The sequence below is a fragment of the Mycolicibacterium peregrinum genome (assembly GCF_001665625.1).
In the GTDB taxonomy this organism is placed as follows: Bacteria; Actinomycetota; Actinomycetes; order Mycobacteriales; family Mycobacteriaceae; genus Mycobacterium; species Mycobacterium peregrinum_B.
This window is the reverse complement of sequence record NZ_LZSY01000116.1, coordinates 35,379-57,136: the sequence shown is the minus strand read 5'-3', so window position 1 is coordinate 57,136 and position 21,758 is coordinate 35,379. Positions and strand designations below refer to the sequence as shown.

25 protein-coding genes are annotated in these 21,758 nt (G+C 65.9%); 15 read left to right on the top strand and 10 right to left on the bottom strand.

All coding sequences use genetic code 11. The annotated features are described in order from the left end of the window. Positions 1-61 precede the first annotated feature (61 nt). Positions 62-814: an FAD-dependent thymidylate synthase gene (thyX, locus tag A5779_RS18480; protein WP_064884366.1), complete on the bottom strand. Its 753-nt coding sequence runs from the start codon at positions 812-814 to the stop codon at positions 62-64. 154 nt (positions 815-968) lie between these two features. Between thyX and A5779_RS18475 the strand changes: the two genes are divergently transcribed. From A5779_RS18475 to A5779_RS18430, 10 genes are all read left to right on the top strand, one after another. Beyond that, positions 969-1,949: a DUF3558 family protein gene (locus A5779_RS18475; protein ID WP_165609802.1), complete on the top strand. Its 981-nt coding sequence runs from the start codon at positions 969-971 to the stop codon at positions 1,947-1,949. 102 nt (positions 1,950-2,051) lie between these two features. Next, positions 2,052-2,948 carry a DMT family transporter gene (locus A5779_RS18470; protein ID WP_064884362.1) on the top strand — a complete coding sequence of 299 codons (897 nt, stop codon included), beginning with the start codon at positions 2,052-2,054 and terminating at the stop codon, positions 2,946-2,948. Positions 2,949-3,103: 155 nt separating this feature from the next. After that, positions 3,104-3,547, top strand: coding sequence for a hypothetical protein (locus A5779_RS18465; protein ID WP_064884360.1), 444 nt, complete (start codon positions 3,104-3,106; stop codon positions 3,545-3,547). Positions 3,548-3,757: 210 nt separating this feature from the next. After that, entirely contained in the window at positions 3,758-4,054 is a 297-nt protein-coding gene (locus tag A5779_RS18460) for a hypothetical protein (protein WP_174554294.1), read from the top strand. A 69-nt stretch (positions 4,055-4,123) separates the two neighbouring features. After that, the gene (locus A5779_RS18455; RefSeq protein WP_064884356.1) at positions 4,124-4,909 is read left to right on the top strand and encodes a bestrophin-like domain; all 786 of its coding nucleotides are present in this window, start codon (positions 4,124-4,126) and stop codon (positions 4,907-4,909) included. Between the two features lie 143 nt (positions 4,910-5,052). Further along, entirely contained in the window at positions 5,053-5,664 is a 612-nt protein-coding gene (locus tag A5779_RS18450) for a TetR/AcrR family transcriptional regulator (protein WP_064884353.1), read from the top strand. After that, complete coding sequence (locus tag A5779_RS18445; protein ID WP_064884352.1) at positions 5,661-6,737, top strand: DUF1214 domain-containing protein; 1,077 nt, start codon at positions 5,661-5,663, stop codon at positions 6,735-6,737. The genes A5779_RS18450 and A5779_RS18445 overlap by 4 nt, the downstream gene beginning before the upstream one ends. Continuing rightward, on the top strand, positions 6,734-7,999 hold the full coding sequence (locus tag A5779_RS18440) for a sulfotransferase family protein (protein WP_064884350.1): 1,266 nt from the start codon (positions 6,734-6,736) through the stop codon (positions 7,997-7,999). The genes A5779_RS18445 and A5779_RS18440 overlap by 4 nt, the downstream gene beginning before the upstream one ends. After that, positions 7,996-9,069, top strand: a complete 1,074-nt coding sequence (locus A5779_RS18435; protein WP_064884348.1) for an NADPH:quinone oxidoreductase family protein — start codon at positions 7,996-7,998, stop codon at positions 9,067-9,069. The genes A5779_RS18440 and A5779_RS18435 overlap by 4 nt, the downstream gene beginning before the upstream one ends. Positions 9,070-9,263: 194 nt before the next feature. Next, the gene (locus tag A5779_RS18430) at positions 9,264-9,470 is read left to right on the top strand and encodes a hypothetical protein (protein WP_064884346.1); all 207 of its coding nucleotides are present in this window, start codon (positions 9,264-9,266) and stop codon (positions 9,468-9,470) included. A gap of 204 nt (positions 9,471-9,674) precedes the next feature. Here A5779_RS18430 and A5779_RS18425 read toward each other — a convergent pair whose 3' ends face one another. After that, positions 9,675-10,874: a winged helix-turn-helix domain-containing protein gene (locus tag A5779_RS18425; protein ID WP_064884344.1), complete on the bottom strand. Its 1,200-nt coding sequence runs from the start codon at positions 10,872-10,874 to the stop codon at positions 9,675-9,677. Positions 10,875-11,072: 198 nt separating this feature from the next. Here A5779_RS18425 and A5779_RS18420 point away from each other — a divergent pair, with 198 nt between their 5' ends. Continuing rightward, the gene (locus A5779_RS18420) at positions 11,073-12,314 is read left to right on the top strand and encodes a DUF4303 domain-containing protein (RefSeq protein ID WP_165609801.1); all 1,242 of its coding nucleotides are present in this window, start codon (positions 11,073-11,075) and stop codon (positions 12,312-12,314) included. On the opposite strand, the gene A5779_RS18415 is transcribed toward A5779_RS18420, so the two are convergent. Both A5779_RS18415 and A5779_RS18410 read right to left on the bottom strand, forming a co-directional pair. Next, positions 12,296-12,787, bottom strand: a complete 492-nt coding sequence (locus A5779_RS18415) for a dihydrofolate reductase (protein WP_064884340.1) — start codon at positions 12,785-12,787, stop codon at positions 12,296-12,298. The genes A5779_RS18420 and A5779_RS18415 overlap by 19 nt on opposite strands. Next, positions 12,784-13,584 (bottom strand): thymidylate synthase, encoded by an 801-nt coding sequence (locus A5779_RS18410; protein ID WP_064884338.1) that lies wholly within the window; start codon positions 13,582-13,584, stop codon positions 12,784-12,786. Before A5779_RS18410 ends, A5779_RS18415 begins: the two co-directional genes overlap by 4 nt. 42 nt (positions 13,585-13,626) lie before the next feature. Here A5779_RS18410 and A5779_RS18405 point away from each other — a divergent pair, with 42 nt between their 5' ends. Both A5779_RS18405 and A5779_RS18400 read left to right on the top strand, forming a co-directional pair. Next, positions 13,627-14,376: a dienelactone hydrolase family protein gene (locus A5779_RS18405; protein ID WP_064884336.1), complete on the top strand. Its 750-nt coding sequence runs from the start codon at positions 13,627-13,629 to the stop codon at positions 14,374-14,376. Between the two features lie 22 nt (positions 14,377-14,398). Continuing rightward, positions 14,399-15,316: an HpcH/HpaI aldolase/citrate lyase family protein gene (locus tag A5779_RS18400; protein WP_064884334.1), complete on the top strand. Its 918-nt coding sequence runs from the start codon at positions 14,399-14,401 to the stop codon at positions 15,314-15,316. A gap of 7 nt (positions 15,317-15,323) precedes the next feature. On the opposite strand, the gene A5779_RS18395 is transcribed toward A5779_RS18400, so the two are convergent. The 5 genes from A5779_RS18395 to A5779_RS18375 all read right to left on the bottom strand — a co-directional run bounded on the left by A5779_RS18395 (position 15,324) and on the right by A5779_RS18375 (position 18,745). Beyond that, positions 15,324-15,788 (bottom strand): hypothetical protein, encoded by a 465-nt coding sequence (locus A5779_RS18395; protein ID WP_064884332.1) that lies wholly within the window; start codon positions 15,786-15,788, stop codon positions 15,324-15,326. A gap of 13 nt (positions 15,789-15,801) precedes the next feature. Further along, complete coding sequence (locus A5779_RS18390; RefSeq protein ID WP_064884330.1) at positions 15,802-16,257, bottom strand: flavodoxin family protein; 456 nt, start codon at positions 16,255-16,257, stop codon at positions 15,802-15,804. Further along, entirely contained in the window at positions 16,254-16,724 is a 471-nt protein-coding gene (locus A5779_RS18385) for a hypothetical protein (protein WP_064884328.1), read from the bottom strand. The genes A5779_RS18390 and A5779_RS18385 overlap by 4 nt, the downstream gene beginning before the upstream one ends. Continuing rightward, complete coding sequence (gene dapB, locus A5779_RS18380; RefSeq protein WP_064884326.1) at positions 16,721-17,458, bottom strand: 4-hydroxy-tetrahydrodipicolinate reductase; 738 nt, start codon at positions 17,456-17,458, stop codon at positions 16,721-16,723. The genes A5779_RS18385 and dapB overlap by 4 nt, the downstream gene beginning before the upstream one ends. A gap of 135 nt (positions 17,459-17,593) precedes the next feature. Further along, positions 17,594-18,745, bottom strand: a complete 1,152-nt coding sequence (locus A5779_RS18375) for an MCE family protein (protein ID WP_082941748.1) — start codon at positions 18,743-18,745, stop codon at positions 17,594-17,596. A 449-nt stretch (positions 18,746-19,194) separates the two neighbouring features. Here A5779_RS18375 and A5779_RS18370 point away from each other — a divergent pair, with 449 nt between their 5' ends. Further along, positions 19,195-19,965 (top strand): META domain-containing protein, encoded by a 771-nt coding sequence (locus tag A5779_RS18370; RefSeq protein ID WP_064884325.1) that lies wholly within the window; start codon positions 19,195-19,197, stop codon positions 19,963-19,965. A 2-nt stretch (positions 19,966-19,967) separates the two neighbouring features. Here the strand turns inward: A5779_RS18370 and aldR are convergent, their stop codons facing one another. Then, positions 19,968-20,480: an HTH-type transcriptional regulator AldR gene (aldR, locus tag A5779_RS18365; protein WP_064884323.1), complete on the bottom strand. Its 513-nt coding sequence runs from the start codon at positions 20,478-20,480 to the stop codon at positions 19,968-19,970. Positions 20,481-20,574: 94 nt separating this feature from the next. On the opposite strand from aldR, the gene ald reads away from it, so the two are divergent. Further along, positions 20,575-21,690 (top strand): alanine dehydrogenase, encoded by a 1,116-nt coding sequence (ald, locus tag A5779_RS18360; RefSeq protein ID WP_064884321.1) that lies wholly within the window; start codon positions 20,575-20,577, stop codon positions 21,688-21,690. The last annotated feature ends 68 nt before the right edge of the window (positions 21,691-21,758 follow it).

Genomic DNA, 21,758 nt, shown 5'->3' with positions numbered 1-21,758 from the left:
CCGTCGCCGTACCAACCGCGACTCCGTCAAGCCTCCGTCGCCGTACCTACCGGCGACTCCGTCAAGCCTCCGTCGCCAAAGGCGAGGTAGCCACCTCACTACCATCTGCCAGCGTCGAAATCTCGAAATCGGAGAACACCGCCGGCGCCGCCTCCACGAGCTCACGCAGACAGGCGATCGCCAGCCTGCGGATCTCCACGTCGGCGTGTTCACTGGCCCGCATCGCGATGAAATGGCGCCAGGCGCGGTAGTTGCCGGTGACCACGATGCGGGTCTCGGTGGCATTGGGCAGCACCGCCCGGGCGGCCTGTCTGGCCTGCTTGCGACGCAGAACCGCGTTGGGTTGGTCGGCGAACTTCGCCTCCAGCCGCTCCAGCAGCTCGGTGTAGGTGGCGCGGCTGGCGTCAGCCGCCGCGGTGAAGATCTCCACCAACTCCGGGTCGTCCTCGAAGCCAGGCGGAACCACCACCTCGGCGTCGTTCTCGGGGACGTAGCGCTGCGAGAGCTGCGAGTAGGAGAAGTGCCGGTGCCGGATCAGCTCGTGGGTGGCCGATCGGGAGATGCCGCTGATGTAGAAGGACACCGACGCGTGTTCGAGCACCGAGAAGTGGCCGACGTCGATGATGTGGCGGATGTAGCTCGCGTTGGTCGCCGTGCGGGGATTGGGCTTCGACCAACTCTGGTAACAGGCCCGGCCGGCGAACTCGGTGAGCGCAGGCCCGCCCACGGCATCGGTGCTCCACGGCACGTCAGGCGGTGCCTGGAATTCTGTCTTGGCGATCAGCTGCACGCGCAGCGGCGCGATCTCGGCCACTCGCCCACCCTACTGTCGAGCTGTCGGCTGGCCGCACCAATGTGCTCATCGGTAGATGGTGGCGACCCACGGTTGGGCACAGACGTGCTGCGCGCGATTTTCTCCGCCAAGATGAATGGCGAGCTTCTGGCTTCATCCAGCGTGGGGGGACGCAATGTCGCAGTCGGTGCGGATCGGGTTGTTCTCGGCAGTGGTGATGCTGGTTGCAAGTTGCTCGACGACAACCTCGACGCCGGAGACTGCCTCGTCGCCGCCTCCGACTTCCGGGCCGACACCGCGGCCGCTGTCACGGGCGGAGACCATCACGTGGGCGCGCGGGATCGATCCGTGCGCCTTGATCGAGCCCAGCCATCTCGAGGCGCTCGGCACCGTCAAGGCGTTCGGCACGTCGGCGAACTCGACCTCGTGTGAAGCCGTCGTGGATGACGGCACCTCTCGCGGGATCGACGTCAGTTGGTCAATCGCCTTCGTGCCGTTCGATTTCCTGACCTCGTCGCTGGGCGCCCTCGAGGAGATCGACGGTGTCAAGGCGCGCCGTATCGATGCCGCCTCAACTCTCACACCCGAGGTGCGCGATCAGCTCGTCGAAAGCGCATGCAGCTACGACGTGGCTTTCGAGAACGACATCGCAGTGCGGATGCGGGTGTCGATGGAGCGCGATCGGGATGCCTGCGGGACCACCAAACCGTTGGCCCGCGCGGTGATCTCGACCTGGCCGGAGCACCCGACGCAGGGCAGTTCCCCGCGTACGTCGGTGACGGCCCTCACCGCCGCGGCCCCGTGCGCGGTCGTGCCGACGTTGCAAGAGTCGCGAAAGGTCTCGTTCGACTGGAAGGACCAGTCCCTCACGTCGTGTTTCTTCACCGTCGATGGGGCGGAGTTGCTGGTGACATTCGACTACCGACCGCCCGAACAACTAGCTTTCGAGGCCGAGCCGACGAAGTTCGGCGCTCACGAGGGCTACCGAAAGATCCACGAGGGCACAACCTTCGCGGCCGCCGTCGTCGGTGACGACTTCGACGGCGTCGACGCCGGCCACCCAAGCCGACTTGTCCCCGTCGTCGCGGTCGACGGGGACGACGCCACCGTGGTAGCCGATGTCACGACGGCCGTGGTGAATCAGCTCCCGCGCTGACGTGCAGGCCCCCAATTCGCCCGAAGCGGAGGGCACGCGCTCCTAGACTCTGCTGATGATCCGCGTTGCCCCGATGGCACCTGCGCCCTCCGACGGTCCGCAATGCTGATCGGCGTGGCCGCGGCGCTACTGGCGTGTGTCGGTTACGGCACGGCCTCGGTGCTGCAGTCGTATGCCGCGGGACGTTCGGTGACGTCGGGCGCCGACAACGGCCCTACCCTGCGGTCGACGATCGGCGCGATGCTGGCACCGATCTTCATCGTAGGCATGGCGCTCGACCTTCTCGGCTTCGTGGGCAGCCTGGTCTCGGCGCGGTTGATTCCACTGTTCCTGTCGCAGACGATCATCAGCGCCAACCTCGTGGTGACCGCGGTGCTGAGCATCTTCGTTCTCCAGGTGCGACTGCACCGACGCGACTGGACCGCCATCGCCATAGTTCTTGTGGCGCTGTGCATCCTGGGCGCCACCGCCGGACGTCTGGGTGACCGCGATCCCGGCGCAGTGATGCATTGGGGTGTCCTCGTGGTGTCGGCGGTCATCCTGGGCCTGGGCGCCGCACTGGTCCGACTGCTCGGGAAGAGCGCGGCCGTGCCCGCGGGTCTGATCGCCGGCGTGCTCTACGGGGCGATGGCGGTGGCGATTCGGCTAGTGGACGGTCTCGATCCACTGAACCTCCGTGTACTGATCGCTGACCCGGCGACGTGGGCCGTGGTGCTCGCCGGTCTCGGTGGCTTCTACCTGTTCACCGTCGCTCTGCAGGTCGGATCGGTGAACGGGGTGGCTGCGGCATTGGTGGTGGGCGAAACGGTGGTACCCGGCATCGTCGGTGTGGTCCTGCTGGGCGATGTTTCGCGACCGGGGTACGGCGCTCTCGTGGTCATCGCCTTCATCGCGGCCGTCGGCGGCGCCGTCGCACTCGCCGTATCCAGCGCCGCCGAGTACGAGCGGGCGCAGAGTTCCCCACAACCCGGGCCGGCGAGACCGGAAGAAGCCATCTAGGCCGGTGTTCTCACCCTCGAACCTGGCGGTCGCCTGACCGAACTTGTCAGACCCTTCCTCTTTACTGTCCTGTTCCCCGGACACCGGGCGGCGGATTCACAGCTTGGACCCTGTCCCGCCACCCGGCCCACCCACCTGAATTGGAAGGTCTCTCGATGCTACGCACGATCATTCGCGCAACCCTGGCCGCGACGCTCCTCGCCGCGGCGCTCGCGGGCTGTGTTTCACCGGACCGGGTCTCGGCGAATCCCAGCGGCGCACCGAAGTGGGACGCCGGGGAGTCGTCGACACCGGCCCCGGTCGCGTCGCCACCCACCGCAGCTGATTTTGTCATCGGGGTGGTCGTCACCGAGCAGAAGTGCTTCGGATCGGCGGGCTGTATCTACCGGTACACGATCAATCCGCAGCACGTGAGCTCAAAGCCATTGCCGGACAAGACCACCGTGGTCTTCCGGGTCACGGGTGGTGATCAGACGCAGATCGGCAACTTCACCATCGACGGTGACGGTATCGCCACGTTCGACCGCGAAACCACACTCGACGGCCCAGAAGGCGCTGATCTACAAGCCACCGTCACCCAGGTCCTGCCCGGGCGCTGAGGTGTCCCCGAGACCGACGAATTGGTCGCTGATCGAGGGGCAGCGACCAATTCGTCCGTCCGTGTCCCCCGATCGGCGGATGCGGCGCCGTCCCGGCCGTGGTCCGATCAGCCGACAGACGCCAGGCACGACGTGCAGGACGCTCGACACAACCGTCGGCGCCCCTGCCGCGCAACGTATCTCCCCGAGACCAAGCAAGGAAAAGTGATCATGAGAGGAACCGCCGTGTACTACGAGATGCTGGACCTGGTCCGCGAACGCGCCAACGAGAAAGACTGGGACCTGATCTTCGACAGCGGCCCCAATGCGGAGTACCGCACGATGGTGTGGGAACACCCTCTGCTCAGCGCCACCGGCGTGGTCACGGAGCTGGAAATCGGGTTCAGCCCCGACGGCCGCATCATCTTCTCCGAGAGGCGGTACGGCGGCGTCGCCCACAAACGCGTCAAGCCGAACAACGCCTTCGGGTCCACCGATGTCTGCCTCGCCGCACTGCAGATGATCTGATCGGGAACCGGCCCCCAAACCGATCGATCCGCCTTCGCGACGGGAAGTTTGCTGGCATCCTTCTCATCTATGGGCGACTTCGGGTTGTTCGGAACCTGGCTCCTGCTTGCGGTGGTTGTCGTCGGCGCCGTGGCGCTGGCGGTCGGCAGCGTGTTGCTCGCCAGCCGCGTCATCGCGCGCGACACCCGCCCTGAGCACAACTCGGTGTTGTCACCGTTCCTCACCGTCGTCGGCCTCGTCTACGGTGCATTGCTGGGGTTCACCGTTGTCGTCGGATGGCAGCAATATCTCTCCGCGCAGACGAACGTGTCCAACGAAGCCTCGACGTTGGTCACCATGTACCGCCAGACGGTGGCCATGCCGCAGCCGGAACAGACCCAGGTGCGTGAACAGCTGCGCGCCTACACCGCAGCGGTACAGGGTCCCGGATGGGGCAAGGAAGAGTTCGGCGCCATCAGCAACAACGGCCGACACGCACTCACTGAGATGTATCGCATCGTCGGCACTGCCAAGTCGGACTCGACCGCCAGCCCGATCAACAGTCAGTTCCTCAGCCAACTGGCTGTCCTGACCTCGGACCGCAGTGCGCGCATCCTCAACTCCAGTCCACGCATACCCGTCTTGTTGTGGTGCGCCCTGATCTTCGGCAGCCTGGTACTGATCACGCTGGCCAGCTTCATGCGCCTCGAGAGCAGCCGCGCCCACATGATCCTGGTCAGCACCGTCACTGTGCTGCTGGCCCTGCTGCTCTTCCTCGTCTTCATGCTCGACCATCCTTATGGCCCGGTGGGCGTTACCCCACAACGGTTTTCACATGCCGTGATGGTGTTCGACCTGATTGACCGCGGGACCTGACCGCTCTCCTGGCGGATCTCCGCGTCGGTTTCGACGGCAGGGCTGCTGTTCGACGACAACCACGACCCCGGTGTCGACAGCGGCGCGCATCCAGACCAACTTGCCTCTTGACCTAATTACGTGACGCATCGTAACTTAATCGTGTGTCCTCGCTCACAGGCCCGGGACGGCCACGTGATCCACAAACTCAGCACGACATCATGCGCGCCACCCGCGACCTGCTCGCACGTGACGGCTACGACCAACTGTCGATCGAGGCCATCGCCCGCGAGGCCGGCGTCAGCCGGCCCACCATCTATCGGCGGTGGCCGTCGAAGGCCCACCTCGTCTTCGATGCCGCCTTCGGCCAGCCACCTGGTGGTGAACTGCTGTCGCTCTCAGGAGATTTCGACGCCGACCTGCGCGGCTTCACGTCGGCGGTACTCACCTTCTGGCGCGATCCCGTGGTGGAGGCCGCCGCACTCGGCATCCTGACCGAACGTCGCCGCGACCCGGAACTACACATCAAGACCCAGCAACTGCTCGATGAGCAGACCAAGGGCGCCTTCCGCTCTCTGGTCGCCTCAGGCGTGGAGCAGAGCCGGGTCCGTCCCGATGTCGACGTCGACATGGTCTACCAAGCGTTGATCGGCACCGCGTTCTACGCCGCGCACATGGAACCGGACATCGATGTCGACGACACCGCAGATCGATTGTGCTCCTTGCTGACCGAAGGAGCAGGACGTAAACAACCACGAAAGAAGGACCGACCATGACCGACAAGGCCGAATTGTCAGAGGCGTTCAACGCGCTGCTCGACGAGCTGCGCGGCATCGAGCAGAAATTGCTGACCGCCGAGCCCGCGCTGAGCGAACCCGATCTGCTCGACGGGTACCGCCTCACGTTCAGCCTGCTGCGGGTCAGCGTCGACGCCTACGTGTGGGGTGACCGGGACAAGCCCATCCTTGTCGACGTCATCAGCCCGTACCTCAAGTGGGGCGGTGACAATTCGGATGCGTTCTATCAGCTCGCACCGCTGAACCCGGCGCGCACCTATCGAGTCACCGGCAACCGCGGTGATGCGGTGTACCTGTCGATGACCGTCTACGGCGGGCCTGGTGAAGGCCGCTACAGCGACCGCATCGTCGGCACGATCAACAACCGCGACCTGGAGTTCGACGAGGACGGCAACTTCGAGTTCATCATGAGCCCCGATTCCCACCCGGGCGCCTGGCTCAAGCTGGACGCCGACACCGAATTCGCCTTGACCCGTGATTATCTGAACGATCCCACCACCGACCGCCGCCCGACGTGGCGAATCGAGGCGCTCGACCCGCCCGCCCGGCGGTCCGACAGCGCCGCAGATCTGGCCCGCCGCTTCCGGTACGCCAAGGCCTGGCTGCACGAGCAGGTTTCCTTCCTGCCCACCAGGGTTGAGCCCGCCAACCAGCTGCACCCACCGTTCCCGGTCCCCCAGAACGCCTACGGGTGGTCAGCCGCCGACGCGGCGTACGCCATGGGCGCTTACGACCTTGAACCGGATCAGGCCCTGATCATCGAGGGCACCTCGCCCGAGTGCGTGTTCTGGAACCTCTGCCTGTGGAATCCGTTCCTGCACACCTTCGACTACACGCACGAACGCGTCACGATCAACGGCGCCCATGTCACCTACGAACCGGACGGGTCGTGGCGGATCGTCATCAGCGACAAGGACCCGGGCCACCCGAACTGGGTCTCGACAGCCGGCCGGCCCAAGGGCCTGATCTGGCTGCGCTGGTTCCTGCCCGACGAGACCCCCGCACACCCGCAGTGTCGGGTGGTCGACGTGGCCGAAGTCGCGGCCCTGTGACCGCCGACCTGCAGCGTCCCGCCCCCATCCGGTTCGACGACCTGGCCAACCCTGTCTATCCTGCCGCCGCCCAACCGATCCGCGACGGACTGGCCGCCTACGGTGCGAATCTGGAGCTGGACCCCGAGGCGCTGCTGGCGGCCGCCACCGAGCGGTCCGGGCTGGATGATTTCGGTGACCCGGCGTTCCGGGAACGTCTCGACGTGCTGTGTACCGCGCTGCGTGAGGAAGCCGGCCTGTGCGACTCCGGCACGGCAATGGCCTTCGAGCAGCTGGTGGGCAGCCTGGTCAATCGGCTGCGGCTGGAGGCACTGATCGCCGACCATCCCGAGATCGAGGACATCGCGATCGAGCGGCCGATCATCATCTGCGGTCTGCCCCGCACCGGCACCACGCATCTGCACAACCTGCTCGCCGCGGATCCCGCGCTGCGCCACCTGCCGTACTGGGAGAGCCTCGAGCCGGTGCCCGCGCCCGGGGAAGAAGACACACCCGGACCCCGGGGGGACCGCTGCGCTGCCGGCCTCGAACTGATCAACTCCTCGATGCCGGAGTTCAAGCGGATGCACGACATGACCGTCGAGCACGCCCATGAGGAGATCCAGCTCCTGGCAAATGACATTTCCGGGATGCTTTGGGAAACCATGTATTACGTGCCGAGCTTCGCGGCTCACTACAAGGCACACGATCAGGCGCCGTCCTATGCGCATGTGAAGCGCAGCCTGCAGGCCATGCAGTGGTTGCGCGGGGGAACCCGCTGGGTGCTGAAATCACCCCAGCACCTCGAGCAGTTCCCGACCCTGGCCGCTACCTTCCCCGATGCCACTTTCATTGTCACGCACCGCGATCCGGTCGAGGTGACGCTGTCGATGATGACCATGATCTGCTACTCGATGCGGATGGCGGTCACGCAGCCCGACGTGGCCAAGGTGACCCGATACTGGTTGGGCCGCATCGACGATCTGCTCGCCGGCTGTATCCGGGATCGCGATGTGCTGCCCACCGGGCAGTCCATCGACGTCCGGTTCGACGACTTCATGGCCGACGAGCGGGCCACGCTCGCGGACATCTACCGGCTCGCCGACCAGCCGTTCGGCGACGACGTCCGCGCGGCCATGAGCGACTTCCTCACCGAACACCCCCGCGGGCGCTACGGGGGCGTCATCTACGACCCGGCCGATCTACAGCTCGATCCGGCCGCCCTGGCCGAGCGATTCCGCGCCTACCGCGAGCGCTTTCTCACCCCTACGGAGGACAAATGAACCAGCCTGCACCACAGCCCATCACAGCGGAGGCCTGGGTGGCCACCGCGCTCGGCGAACCCACCGAGGTACTCGAACGCCAAACCGTCGAGGTGCGTGCACCCGGCCCCAACGAAGTCCGCGTCGCAGTCCGCGCGTTCTGCCTGAACTTCAACGACATCGACATCATCAAGGGGCGTTACACCACGCTGCCCCTGCAGCCGCCGTTCGTGCCGGGCATGGAAGCGGTCGGAGTGGTCGAGAGTGCGGGCCTGGGTGCCGAACATCTGGTCGGCCGCCGCGTGGTCGGGATCCCGGTGATGGCCTTCGGAGGGTATGCGTCGTACGCCATCGTCGACGCGGCGACAGTGCTCGATCTGCCGGAGTGGGTCAGCGACGTCGACGGCGCCGCCCTGCACTACCCGTTCCATCTGGGCTGGTTCGCACTACGCGAACGCGGCCGGTTGCAACCCGGTGAGACGCTGCTGGTGCACGCGGCGGCCGGTGGCACCGGGTCGGGTGCGCTGGTCCTCGGAAAGGCGCTGGGCGCCAAGGTGATCGCCACCGCCGGCAGCGAGGAGAAGCTGGAGCTCTGCCGGAAGCTGGGCGCAGACCACGCCGTCAACTACCGCGACGACAACTGGGTCGAGCAGGTCATGGACCTCACCTACGGCCGCGGCGTCGACGTCGCGTTCGACGCGGTGGGCGGAAGCGTGACGACGAATACGTTCCGCTGCATGGGATTCAACGGACGTCACCTGATGGCAGGGTTCGCCGAGGACATCGCCCTCGAAGACGGCGACTACATCTCGCCGCGTCCGATCGCCTACGGCAACTTCGATGTGTGCGGGGTCTGCCTGGTCTATGTGACCGATCCCCTGGCCGTGCGCCGCACGCTCGGGTTCAACTGGCCGGCGCGCTCCGAGGGCCTCGACGCCCACGTGCAGATTCTCGAGCTGATGCGTACCGGCCGGCTGCAGACTGTGGTGGGCGACAACGTGGAGTGGGATCAACTGCCGCAGGCGTTGGCGCGGATGGCCGCCCGCGAGACCACCGGCCGATTGGTGGTGAGCACGGGCGCGCACGACTGAAAGAGGCCTCCACCAAACGCTACAACGGGGGATGGCATCCGGGCGGATCCCCCGACTACTGGGCGAACGCGCAGTAGTCGGCATGGTCCGCCCGGCCAACCGTGCCGGCCGGCAGCAAGATTAGTATGCTTGTCTAGGTAATCTTGTCTGATGGTGGCCGGGGGGTCCCGTTGAGTTTTGGATGGTATGTCTTCATGCACCGCCCTGACGGCGGCGTGATGCCGATCGCTGGGTTCTGGCGCAAACGCACCGCCGTGCGGTGGGCCCAGCAGCATGCGGAGCCGGACTGCCATCTTGAGGTTCAACGTTACGACTGGTGGTTGACCCGCACCGCCGCGTGGCAGCGACGTAGCGACCGCTTTTACGGCGACGCCCCCGCACTGGCCGTCAATCAGCGATGATCGCCCTGCACTACGGATGAGTAGTAGACCGGGTACCGCTCTGGTCGCTCAGTGCCGGCGGGTACGTCGGTAGCCCAGTTACGTTGTGTAGCCGACGATGTCGACGCTCGAGTCTCGTACGTGTGAATGGGCGGTGTGGCTACGCTGCTCGTGGCGATACATCGCCGTTGTCCTTGTTACTCGACTCGAACGGCCACGTCGCACTCACCGCAACGCCACGCGCAGCGCGTCGGCGAGATCACCGCGCGGACCGACGGTCACGTCGTCGACCCCGAGCCATGCGGCCATCGACTGCAACTCCTCCGCCAACGCGTCTGCGACCCGCGAACGGTCGCGGCCGTCTTCGGAGAATGCGCCCAATACCTGCAGCGCCGCATCGGTCCGTTTGAGGTCGACTCGTGCTACCAGTTCTCCGTCGAGCAGAAACGGCCATACGTAGTAACCGAATTGGCGTTTGGGCGCGGGTACGTAGATTTCGATGCGGTAGTGAAAATCGAACCACCGCTCCACCCGGGGCCGGAAGAAGATCAACGGGTCGAACGGGCACAGCAGTGCGGTCCCGCGGTCGCGCCGCGGAACCGTCTGGCCCGCACGCAGGTAGGCCGGGGCGCCGTCGACGTCGACGGCCTCGAGCTGCCCGTCGGCCACCAGCTTGGCGATCGCCGGCTTGACCTGCCGCGCACCCATCCGGAAGTAGTCGCGGATGTCGGCCTCGGTGCCGACCCCCAGTGCGGTCGCCGCGCGCAAGGTCAGTTCCCGGACCGCTTCGTCGTCGTCGACGTGCCGAGTCAGCACCTCCGCCGGCAGCACCCGCTCGGTGAGGTCGTAGTGCCGGGCGAAGCCGACCCGCGTGGCCGTCGTCAGGACGCCCGAGGACCACAGCGCCTCTGCGACCCACTTGGTCTCACTGCGGTCCCACCACGGACCCTTGCGGCCGCGCGGCTCGGACTCGAGATGTGCCTCGATCTGGCCGGCGGTCGACGGCCCGAGCTCAGCGACCGCAGCCACGATGTCGTCGGCCAACTTGGGATTCTTCCGGACGATCTCGGTACCCCACCGCCCGTGCGTGTACTCCCGCATCCGCCACCGCAGCAGCGGCCAGTCCTCGACCGCCATCAGCGCAGCCTCGTGCGCCCAGTACTCGGTCAGAAGCCGGGGTGAACGCGCGCTGTGCGACCAGGCCGCCCGGTCCAGCGCATCGCGGTCGTACGGCCCCAGTCGGCTGAACACCGGCGCGTAGTGGGCCCGTACCGCCACCGACACCGAATCCAACTGCAGCACCTGAATGCGGGAGATCAACCTGCGCAGATGCGCGCGGGTGACCGGGCCGCGGGGTTTGGATTCGTGAAATCCCTGGGCCGCAACGGCGATGCGGCGGGCCTGTGTGCTGGTGAGGGTGGCCACGTAGCCATCGTTCCCTACGGCACCGACAAGTAGCGGAGCGGATTGGCGCAACAGGCCCGACAAGTAGCGGAGCGGATTGGAGCAAGAGCACCGACAAGTAGCGGAGCGGATTGGAGCAAGAGCACCGACAAGTAGCGGAGCGGATTGGAGCAAGAGCACCGACAAGTAGCGGAGCGGATTGGAGCGATACTGGTCCGCGTGGCAGTGGACTGGGATGCGTTCGAGACCGAGTTGACCCTGGCTGCCGCGGACGCGGTCCGCGCGCTGGTCGCGACAGCCGCCTCAGAAACGCCGTATGCCGTGGCATTCAGCGAGTTCTATGCCGAGACCACCGGGGTGATCTACCTTCCGAATCTGGCGCTGGCCACCGAGGAGTCGGTCGAGGAGCCGGATTGCCGGTTCAGCCCGCCGGATTGGGAGCATCAGGACTACGAGTGGGGCGAAACCGATTCGGAGTGGAGTGATCGGCTCATCGCTGCGGTCACGGGCCTACCCCGCGCGCAGTGGGAGCAGGTGTGGGATCGGTTCGCCGAGGCGATGCTGACCATCGCGGCCGGGGTGCGGACCGCCCTCGTCGCCGACGGCACCCTGCCCGACGATGTGGTCGTCTACCTCGACGACGAGGATGCCGACCTGCTGGTCCGCTCATTGACCGCCGACGAGCTGCGGCGTCACTTCCCCGAGTACGTCGCTTCTGCCGAAGCCGAACGTGAACTTCTGGCCCTGCCCGTCGAGCAGCGGGTGGCAGCACTCGCCGCGGCGGCCGGTCTCGTCAGCGGACCGGGCCACGAACTCGGCCGGGAACGCGCCACCGAACTCCTGCTCGACACCGGTGCTGCCGCCGTACCGGTCGCAGTAGCGGCACTCGGCCATCCCGAGACCGCCTGGACGGGCGCCAAATTCCTGGCCGACCTCAACATCGTCACGCCGGAGGTGATGGACGCGCTGTGGGCGGCCCTGCCGCTGCGCGGTAACGCCCACGACTGGGTGGCTGCGGCTCTCGGCCGCCTCGGTGCCGGGCTGGAGGTGTTGGCGCGCAACGATCTTCCGGCCGGTAGCCGATCGGCGGCGGTCGCTGCGCCCTACCGTTCGTTTCGCGATCAGGGGCGCTCGCACCTGCCACTGGATTACACGCTGCTGGCCGCCGGGCTTGCCGATCCGGCGGTCGCGGGGGCGGTCGCAGAGGATCTGAAACCCGGAACCGGCTATTGCACCCTGGACGGGGCCGACCTACCGGGCGTCCGTCCCGGACTCGACCATTCCGAGCCCGTGATCCGCCGCCACGCGGTCATCGTTCTCAGCGATCTGATCGGACCGATGGGTCCCGGAGACCTCGACAGCGAGGTGGTGAAGAACCTGGAGCGACGGATCGACGAGCTGGCCGTCGACGACCCCGACAGTGAGGTGCGTCGGCTGGCCGGTTACCGCGTGCGCACGTAACTGCAGAACCGGTACCGCAAACCTGAGCTGCTGGTCATCCACTCTCCGGCGGTCTTCGTCCACGAATCGTCGAGCCCCGGCGCCATCGCGTCGCCCGCCGCTGGAGGCAGGTCGATGTCGATCTCGGTCACCTCGCAGCGGACCGCGAACGGAAGGGCCTGGGCATAGATCTGCGATCCGCCGATCACCCAGCCGCGGAACACGTCGTCGAGGCCGGTCAGTACCTCGGCACCGTCGGCCACGTATCCGGGATCGCGGGTGATCACGACGTTGCGCCGGCCCGGCAGCGGGCGGACCTTGGCCGGGAGCGACTCCCAGGTCAGCCGGCCCATCACCACTGTCTGCCCTAGGGTGAGCTGCTTGAACCGGGCCTGGTCCTCCGGCAGATTCCACGGAATGCCGTTGTCACGGCCGATGACACCTGAGGTGGACTGCGCCCAGATCATCGCCAGCTGTCGAAGATCGTCGGTCATACAGCGACGGGCGCCTTGATCGCCGGGTGCGGGTTGTAATTCAGAATCGCAATATCCTCAAAGCTGTAGTCGAAGATCGAGTCACGTTGCGCCAGAACGAGTTCTGGGTACGGTCTGGGCTCCCTGCTCAGCTGCAGGGCCACCTGGTCGACGTGGTTGTCGTAGATGTGGCAGTCGCCGCCGGTCCAGACGAACTCGCCGACGCCGAGCCCGGCCTGCGCGGCCATCATGTGGGTCAGCAGTGCGTAGCTGGCGATGTTGAACGGCACGCCCAGGAAGAGGTCGGCACTGCGCTGGTACAGCTGGCAGGACAACTTGCCGTCGGCGACATAGAACTGGAAGAAGGCGTGGCACGGTGGCAGCGCCATCTGGGGGATCTCGCCGACGTTCCACGCCGAGACGATGTTGCGCCGCGAATCGGGGTCACGCTTGAGCAGATCCAGCGCGTTCGAGATCTGGTCGATGTGCTCGCCCGACGGTGTCGGCCACGACCGCCACTGCACGCCGTACACCGGGCCCAGATCGCCTGTCTCACTGGCCCATTCATCCCAGATCGTCACACCGTGGTCCTGCAGCCACCGCACGTTCGAATCGCCGCGCAGAAACCACAGCAATTCGTAGATCACCGATTTGGTGTGCACCTTCTTGGTGGTGAGCAACGGAAAGCCGGCGGCCAGGTCATAGCGCATCTGGTGTCCGAACAGACTGCGGGTGCCGGTACCGGTGCGATCGGATTTCGCCACCCCCTGCTCGGTCACCTTTCGCAGCAGGTCTTCGTAGGGGGTCGGGATCGGCACGCCACTCAGCTTACGTGTCGGCACGGAGAGTAGAACGGAGCCATGCCGACCACCACAGACACGATCACCACAGCTGATGGCACCTGCCGCGTCACCGTCGCCACACCGGAGGGAGAAGGTCCCTGGCCTGGCGTCGTGCTGTTCCCCGACGCCGGCGGCCTACGGCCCACCATGGAAGAGATGGCGGCCAAGCTGGCCGGATTCGGTTACGTCGTGCTGGTACCCGACGTCTACTACCGCAACCCGGGCTGGGGACCCTTCGACCTCAACACCGTGTTCACCGACCAGGAGCAGCGCAGGCAGCTCTTCGAACTGATGGGCACTCTCACCCCCGAGATACTGGCCGCCGATGCCGAGGCATTCTTCGACTATCTGGCGGCCCGGCCCGACGTCACCGGCGAGAAGTTCGGTACCACTGGCTACTGCATGGGTGGCCGTGCCTCGTTGATCGTCGCCACCCGGGTACCGGAGCGAGTCGCGGCTGCGCTGTCCTTCCACGGCGGCCGGCTGGCCGTCGAAGACGACCCGGACAGCCCCCACCTGCTGGCCGACAAGATCCAGGCCACCGTTTATGTGGCCGCGGCCGAGAACGACGCGTCGTTCACCGAGGACGACGGCAAAAGGTTGGAGGATGCGCTGTCGGGCGCAGCCGTCGACCACACCATCGAGTTCTATCCCGCAGCCCACGGCTTCGCGGTGCCGGATCACACCGCGGTGTACGACGAGGCAGCCGCACAGCGGCACTGGGAGAACACCGAGCGGGTGTTCGGGGCCGCGTTAACCCCGGCATAGGCGGTAGGCGACGATTGACGGCGTGTATGACCAGCCCTTCTCCGACGAGTCCCATTCCACCGAGCCCGGATTCCGGATCGATCCGGTACTGGCCCGGAGCTGGCTGCTGGTAAACGGCGCACAGTACGAGCGGTTCGCCCCGGCGGCCCGCTCGCACGCCGACATCGTCGTCCTCGACATCGAGGACGCGGTGGCCCCCAAGGACAAGGTGGCCGCGCGCGAGAAGGTGACCCGCTGGCTGGCCGACGACAACAGCGACTGGGTCCGGATCAACGGCTTCGGCACCCCGTGGTGGGCTGACGATCTGGAGATGCTGGCCGGAACCTCGGTCGGCGGTGTGATGCTGGCCATGGTCGAGTCGGTGGACCATGTCACCGAGACGGCCCGACGCCTGCCGGACGTGCCCATCGTCGCGCTGGTGGAGACCGCCCGGGGCCTGGAGCGGATCACCGAGATCGCCTCGGCCAAGGGCGCGTTCCGGCTCGCCTTCGGCATCGGCGATTTTCGGCGCGACACCGGCTTCGGTGACAACCCGGCAACGCTGGCGTATGCGCGCTCACGCTTCACCATCGCCGCCAAGGCCGCCGGTCTTCCTGGCGCCATCGACGGCCCCACCGTGGGGTCCAGCGCGCTGCGGCTGTCGGAGGCGACAGCGGTCTCGGCCGAGTTCGGGATGACCGGCAAGATATGCCTGACGCCGGATCAGTGCGCCACGGTCAACGAGGGTCTGGCCCCGTCTCAGGACGAGATCAGTTGGGCGAAGGAATTTTTCGCCGAATTCCAGCGCGACGGCGGTGAGATCCGCAACGGGTCAGACCTGCCCCGGATCGCCCGGGCCAACAAGATCCTGGATCTGGCCCGGGCGTACGGCATCCACGAACCCGAGTACAGCGACGACCCGGACCACGTGCCGGCGCCGTCCGACACGTACCACTACTGAGGTTCGCTCAGGCCCGCGCTTTGTCGTCGTTGCGGTGCATGAAGTTGTTGATCGCGCGGACGATTCCGCGGCCTGCGTAAATGCCCGCGGCGACGGACACGATGATCATCGCGATGAACATCACCAGCCAGTTGGAGCGGCTGTGACTGACGTTCCACCAGATGAACGTGAACAGCAGCGCGCAGATGAAAACGACGATGTCCCGCCAGTTTCCACGGTAGGACATCGCGGCCTCACGGATTTCGCGGCTGCGGTCACTCGCATCGATCAAGCCGTCGATACGTTCGTCGATACTGGCCTTGAGCCGCGCTTTGCGTTCGACGTCTTCGGCGGGCAACCGGTCCAACAGATCGAGGTCCTTGGTGATCATGCCGCGGATGTCCGGCGGTTTGAGGTTGCCTGCGATCACCCCGAGCATCGCGCCACCGGCGATGGGCGCGGCTCCGAGTGCAAGTTCGGCGATCCCCGGCATAGCTGTCCTCTCGTCAGTCCATCAGCGTGGCAGCCAACGTGCCGCCCAACTCGTAGGCGCGCTCACGGACGGCTCCGTCCACCACTCCCGTAACTTCAAGCACGTCAGCCGCTTTGGCCAACGCCAGCCCGGTCACAATCTTGTCGACCGCACCCGCAGCACCGACCGTGTCGTTGTTGCCATGTACCCACAGCCCGTACGGGCGCCCGGCCACGTGATCGAGGCTCGGGTAGTACACGGTATCGAAGAAGTGCTTCAATGCGCCGCTCATGTAGCCGAAATTGGCTGTGGTGCCGAACAAGTAACCGTCGGCGGCCAACATGTCACTGACGGTCGCAGCTAACGCAGGCTTGGACTGCACCTCAACCCCGGAGACGTCCGGATCGTGCGCGCCGGCGAGTACCGCCTCGAGAAGCTCTCGCGTTGCCGGAGACGGCGTGTGATGCACCACCAGCAGCGTCTTGGTCATGACGACTGTTGTTCCTGCATCCGCACCGCCGTGCGCATGGTCTCGCGCGCGCGGCCCCGGTCACCGGCGAAGTCATAGGCGCGGGCCAACCGGTACCAGCGAACCCAGTTGTCCGGGTCGGCCTCCAGTTCGGCCTTCACCGTCCCGAACAGTTCGTCGGCCGCGTCGCGTTCGATACGGCCCGATGGCCGGGTCGGCAGCTCGCTGACGTCGAGTTCCATGTCCTGTTCACGGGCGAGCCGAGCCAATCGTTGATGCGCCAGACCGGCCCGCAGCGTGGTCACCAACACCCAGATACCGATCAGCGGAAACACCAGCAGTGCCACGCCCAGCCCGATTGCGGCCGGCTCACCCGAGGTGATGAAGATGAGCGCGGTGCGTCCCAGCATGAGGAAGTAGACGATCAGCGCCAGGCACATGAAGCCGATCACCAGTTGGATGCGCAGCGACCGCGCGCCGTCGCTCACGACAGGTCGAGCAGCGGCTCAATGCCGATGGTCAGGCCGGGCCGCTCGCCGACCTTCCGCACGGCCAGCAGCACGCCCGGCACGAACGAGGACCGGTCCAGGCTGTCGTGCCGGATCGTCAGCGTCTCCCCCTGCGTTCCGAACAGCACCTCCTGGTGGGCGACCAGGCCGGCCAGCCGCACCGAGTGCACCGGCACCCCGTCCACATCGGCGCCGCGGGCCCCCTCCAGACCGGTGCTGGTGGCGTCCGGGTTGGGCGGCATGCCTTTTCGCGCCTCGGCGATGAGCTTCGCGGTACGTGCGGCGGTGCCGGACGGAGCGTCGGCCTTGTGCGGGTGGTGCAGTTCGATGATCTCGACCGATTCGAAATAGCGTGCCGCCTGCTGGGCGAAGTGCATCGACAGCACGGCGCCGATGGCGAAGTTCGGCGCGATGAGCACCGCGGACTCGGGCTTCTCCTTGAGCCAGGCCTCCACCTGTTCGATGCGCTCCCAGGTGAATCCGGTGGTTCCGACGACCGCGTGAATACCGTTGTCGATGAGGAATTTCAGGTTGTCCATCACCACATCGGGATGGGTGAAGTCGATGACCACGTCGGTCTTGGTGTCGGTGAGCAAGCTCAGCGAGTCACCGACGTCGACCCCGGTCGAAAATGTCAGATCCGCCGCCGATTCGACTGCGTGCACCATGGTCGCGCCGACTTTGCCCTTAGCCCCGAGAACACCAACTCGCATGGTTGGGAGCCTACTGCCCGTGCTTGCCGGCGGTATTGGGGCCGCTCCGAGAAAACTTTGTCCTGTCGCCCTGATGCTCGAACGATGGACGTTGAACGCCGGCCTGCGATCGCTGCCGTCCACTCGTCCCGACACTTACGGATTGATGGTGTCCGCGCCGATCTGGCGGCCCCACACGTACTCGGACACCAGCGGTTGTCCCAGCTCGAGGTGGTTGTACGGGGCGATCGATGCACCGGTATCCATCACCAAATACGGAGCCGGCCACAGGTCCTTGGTGACCGGCTGCCAGCAGCCGGGCCGGCCCTCGGGCCCGCCCTTGGCGTTGACCCGCGGCAGGTTGTCGGGATAGACGTACGGGTTGCCCGCCCCGATCAGGAAGTCGTGCAGTTCAAGCGCGTAACCGTTGCGGGTCTGGGCGGCAAACTTCGGCGCGGCCTCGGCATAGTTGCGGACAGAACACGCCAACGCCGGGCTGTTGCGGTCGAGCATCTCGCTGACCGGCAGCAGGTCCTGGGCGCCGCGGACCAGATACGGCCCACCCCGCTCCAAAATGTCACCGCCGGTGTTTCCGAAACCGACCGCGGCCACCAGCGCCTGATCCAGATTGCCGCGCTGCTCGTCGAGTGTGCGAGCCGTCGTCACAGCATTGGTCAAACCATCGAACAAATCCGGGCCCGCGTTCGCATACACCTCACCCAAATCAGCCAGCCCCGCGATGTCACGACGAATCTGAGGCATCCGCAGATTCAGATCACCCAAGGTGTCGTTGCCGTCGACAATGGACTGACCGAACTTCTCCCCCAGACCATCCAACGCCTGGCCCGTCGCCGTCAGCGTCTGATTCAACTTGATCGGGTCGATCTGTTCGGAGATCGCGGTGATCGTCTCGAACAACGTGTTGAACTCCGTGGTCACACCCTGGGCCCGGATCGGCGTCGCCGGCGACAACCGCGTCGGCGACGGGTCCGGCGGCGACAAGAACGAGATGTACTTGTTGCCGAACACCGTCGTCGCCCGCAGTTCAGCGGTCACATTCTCCGGAATCAGCTTCACATACTGAGGCTTGACATCCAAGGTCAGCTTGGCCTCGGGATTGTTGTCGACAGTGACGACATCGATGGAAGCCAACCGACCGATCGGCACACCGTTGAAGGTGACCTTGGACCCCGGATCCATCGACAGACCAGCCCGACCCGACAACACGGTCAGCTGCGTCTTGTTCTCGAAGGTTCCGCGGAACTGCATCCAGGTCAACGTCAGCACCGCGACCAGCAGGATGATCATTCCCGCGCTCGCCGTCTTGTACGGCGGGTCGTATCGCCAGTGCTTGAACCGTCGTTGGGCTCGGACCCGCGACGTCACGGCGGATGGGGCCACGCGCAAACCTCCAACTTGTTGACGCGGCCAACCAGTTGGTCAGCAGAGTGAGCGAGCAGAACTCTCGCAAACGATCAGAGACGTCTGCAACTGCAACGGGCCGAGTGCGGCAAACATTAAATTGCGACAGCGAGACGACGTGCGTCACATCCCGTCGGCAGAAGTAACCGACGTAACGTTCCGAGGGCGCATCCGCAGCCACCCCGGCGTGCCGTCGGCAGGCGTGCGAGGCACAGCGGCAGGCCCCGCGGTATCCGGCTGAAAGGGATCCGATCGAGGGACGACGAAACCGGCTGTCCGGCAACCTGATTGCGAGTACCCGCAGCGCACGTGCATCTGCCAACTACGGTGGAACCATGCGTCCTGTCCAGGTGGTGCCGTTCGTCGTTGCCGTTCTTGCATTCATGGGATGCTCGGAGAACGCGGCCGCCGACGCCGCAGACCTCAACGGTCGCACCTTCATCTCGGAGCAGGTGGAGGGTGAGCAGATCCCCGGCGGCGGACCGCTGACGGTCGGTTTCGATGGGAAGCAGATCAGCACCTTCGCCGGCTGTAACCATGGTTCCGGCTCCGCCGATCTTGCCGATGGCCGGATCACGACCCAACTGGCGATGACCATGATGGCCTGCCCACCACCGGTCGGCGATTCGGATGCCTGGGTATCAAAGTTGTTCGGCGCCAAGCCAACCTGGTCGTTGTCGGGCGACACCCTCACCTTGCGCACCGACGCTGCGACCGTCACGCTGCGGGACAAAAAAGTGGCCGACCCCGATCACCCGCTCACCGGCACCACCTGGCAGGTCACCAGCCTGGTGTCCGCGCAGGCGGTCAGCACCTCGGTTGCACTCGAGCAGGCCAAACCCACGCTGACCATCGGCGACGACGGCGCCGTCAGCGGTTCGACGGGCTGCAATCGAATCACCGGCCGCGCCACCGTTTCCGGGTCGCCGGCAGTGATCGAGTTCGGCCCGCTGGCCACCACCAAGATGGCCTGCGCACCGGAGATCAACGAGATCGAGCAAGCCGTGTTGCGGGTCCTCAACGGCACAGTCCAGACATCCATCGACGCCGACGAACTGAGACTCTCCGACACCGACGGCAACGGACTGGTGCTGCGCGCGCAGTGACGTCAGAGCGGTGACGCCCCACGCAGATGCTCGAAGATCAGCGAGGTCTGCGTCCCGGCGACGTCGGCGTCGGCGTTGAGGTTTTCCACCACGAATGCCCGCAGGTCATCGGTGTCACGCGCGGCCACGTGCAGGATGAAATCGTCTCCCCCGGCCAGGAAGTACACGTCCATCACCTGCGGCCGGGTGCGGATGTGGGCAATGAAATTGCGGATCTTGCCCCGCGCGTTCGATTGCAGACTCACCGAGATCATTGCCTGCAGACTGAGTCCCACGGCAGCCGGATCGATATCGGTGTAGAAGCCGCGGATCACTCCGATCTCCTGGAGCCTGCGCACCCGACCGTGGCAGGTCGAGGCGGCGATACCGACCGTCTCCGCCAGTGCGCTGTTGGACATGCGGGCGTCGGCGTGCAGCGCCAACAGGATGCGCCGGTCCACGTCGTCGAGATCAGGCCGAACATCCTTCGGCGAACGGGCCGCACGCCCGGGCAAGTTTGATGATTCTTCCGCCACTCGACGAGCTTAACGAATCTTCGTCGGAGATATTGCTCACTTACCGAAGGTTCTTCACACTTATTTTCAGCACCCCAACTTTGAAGGAGCGAGCATGCTCGTCGGCATCCCGACCGAGATCAAGAACAACGAGTACCGCGTGGCCATCACCCCGGCGGGCGTGGCGGAACTGACCCGACGCGGCCACGACGTGATCATCCAGGCCGGCGCCGGCGAGGGTTCGGCCATCACCGACAACGACTTCAAGGCCGCAGGCGCGGAGATCGTCACCACTGCCGATCAGGTCTGGGCCGATGCCGAGCTGCTCCTCAAGGTCAAGGAGCCCATCGCGGCGGAGTACTCGCGCATGCGCAAGGGCCAGACGCTGTTCACCTATCTACATCTGGCGGCGTCCAAGGAATGCACCGACGCGCTGCTCGCCTCGAACACCACCTCGATCGCCTACGAGACGGTGCAGACCGCTGATGGTGCGCTGCCGCTGTTGGCGCCGATGAGCGAGGTCGCCGGCCGGCTGTCCGCGCAGGTCGGCTCGTACCACCTGATGCGCACGCAGGGTGGCCGCGGAGTTCTGATGGGTGGCGTTCCCGGTGTCGCACCGGCCGAGGTCGTCGTCATCGGCGGTGGCGTGGCCGGCTACAACGCGGCCCGCATCGCCAAGGGCATGGGCGCCCACGTCACCGTGTTCGACCTGAACATCAACACGCTGCGCAAGATCGACAACGAGACCAACGCCGGCATCGAAACGCGTTACTCGTCCAGCCTGGAGCTCGAAGAGGCCGTCAAGAAGGCAGATCTGGTGATCGGCGCGGTGTTGATCCCGGGCGCCAAGGCACCCAAGTTGGTCACCAATTCGACCGTGGCCCACATGAAGCCGGGCGCGGTGCTGGTCGACATCGCCATCGACCAGGGCGGCTGCTTCGAGGACTCCCGCCCCACCACCCATGACGACCCGACGTTCGCCGTGCACGACACGGTGTTCTACTGCGTGGCCAACATGCCCGGCTCCGTGCCGCGCACGTCGACCTTCGCACTGACCAACGCCACCATGCCGTACGTCCTCAAGTTGGCCGACAAGGGCTGGAAGGCCGCCTGCGCGGCCGACCAAGCGCTGGCCAAGGGTCTGTCGACGCACGAAGGTGCGCTGCTGTCCGAGCAGGTCGCCGCCGACCTCGACATGCCGTTCACCGATCCGGGCACAGTCCTGGTGTAGGCAAACCCCTCGCGATCGCCCGGCCGAATCCCGTCGGCCGGGCGATTTGCACCCCGGCAGGGTCAAAC

What these genes read in the sequence shown, in the direction of transcription:
- A5779_RS18465 (WP_064884360.1), top strand. Translation starts at nt 3,104, where the DNA reads ATGCTACGCACGATCATTCGCGCAACCCTGGCCGCGACGCTCCTCGCC.
- A5779_RS18460 (WP_174554294.1), top strand. Translation starts at nt 3,758, where the DNA reads ATGAGAGGAACCGCCGTGTACTACGAGATGCTGGACCTGGTCCGCGAA.
- A5779_RS18445 (WP_064884352.1), top strand. Translation starts at nt 5,661, where the DNA reads ATGACCGACAAGGCCGAATTGTCAGAGGCGTTCAACGCGCTGCTCGAC.
- A5779_RS18455 (WP_064884356.1), top strand. Translation starts at nt 4,124, where the DNA reads ATGGGCGACTTCGGGTTGTTCGGAACCTGGCTCCTGCTTGCGGTGGTT.
- A5779_RS18405 (WP_064884336.1), top strand. Translation starts at nt 13,627, where the DNA reads ATGCCGACCACCACAGACACGATCACCACAGCTGATGGCACCTGCCGC.
- dapB (WP_064884326.1), bottom strand. Translation starts at nt 17,458, where the DNA reads ATGCGAGTTGGTGTTCTCGGGGCTAAGGGCAAAGTCGGCGCGACCATG.
- A5779_RS18390 (WP_064884330.1), bottom strand. Translation starts at nt 16,257, where the DNA reads ATGACCAAGACGCTGCTGGTGGTGCATCACACGCCGTCTCCGGCAACG.
- A5779_RS18375 (WP_082941748.1), bottom strand. Translation starts at nt 18,745, where the DNA reads ATGATCATCCTGCTGGTCGCGGTGCTGACGTTGACCTGGATGCAGTTC.
- A5779_RS18475 (WP_165609802.1), top strand. Translation starts at nt 969, where the DNA reads ATGTCGCAGTCGGTGCGGATCGGGTTGTTCTCGGCAGTGGTGATGCTG.
- A5779_RS18470 (WP_064884362.1), top strand. Translation starts at nt 2,052, where the DNA reads ATGCTGATCGGCGTGGCCGCGGCGCTACTGGCGTGTGTCGGTTACGGC.
- A5779_RS18370 (WP_064884325.1), top strand. Translation starts at nt 19,195, where the DNA reads ATGCGTCCTGTCCAGGTGGTGCCGTTCGTCGTTGCCGTTCTTGCATTC.
- A5779_RS18415 (WP_064884340.1), bottom strand. Translation starts at nt 12,787, where the DNA reads ATGACCGACGATCTTCGACAGCTGGCGATGATCTGGGCGCAGTCCACC.
- A5779_RS18430 (WP_064884346.1), top strand. Translation starts at nt 9,264, where the DNA reads ATGCACCGCCCTGACGGCGGCGTGATGCCGATCGCTGGGTTCTGGCGC.
- ald (WP_064884321.1), top strand. Translation starts at nt 20,575, where the DNA reads ATGCTCGTCGGCATCCCGACCGAGATCAAGAACAACGAGTACCGCGTG.
- A5779_RS18395 (WP_064884332.1), bottom strand. Translation starts at nt 15,788, where the DNA reads ATGCCGGGGATCGCCGAACTTGCACTCGGAGCCGCGCCCATCGCCGGT.
- A5779_RS18435 (WP_064884348.1), top strand. Translation starts at nt 7,996, where the DNA reads ATGAACCAGCCTGCACCACAGCCCATCACAGCGGAGGCCTGGGTGGCC.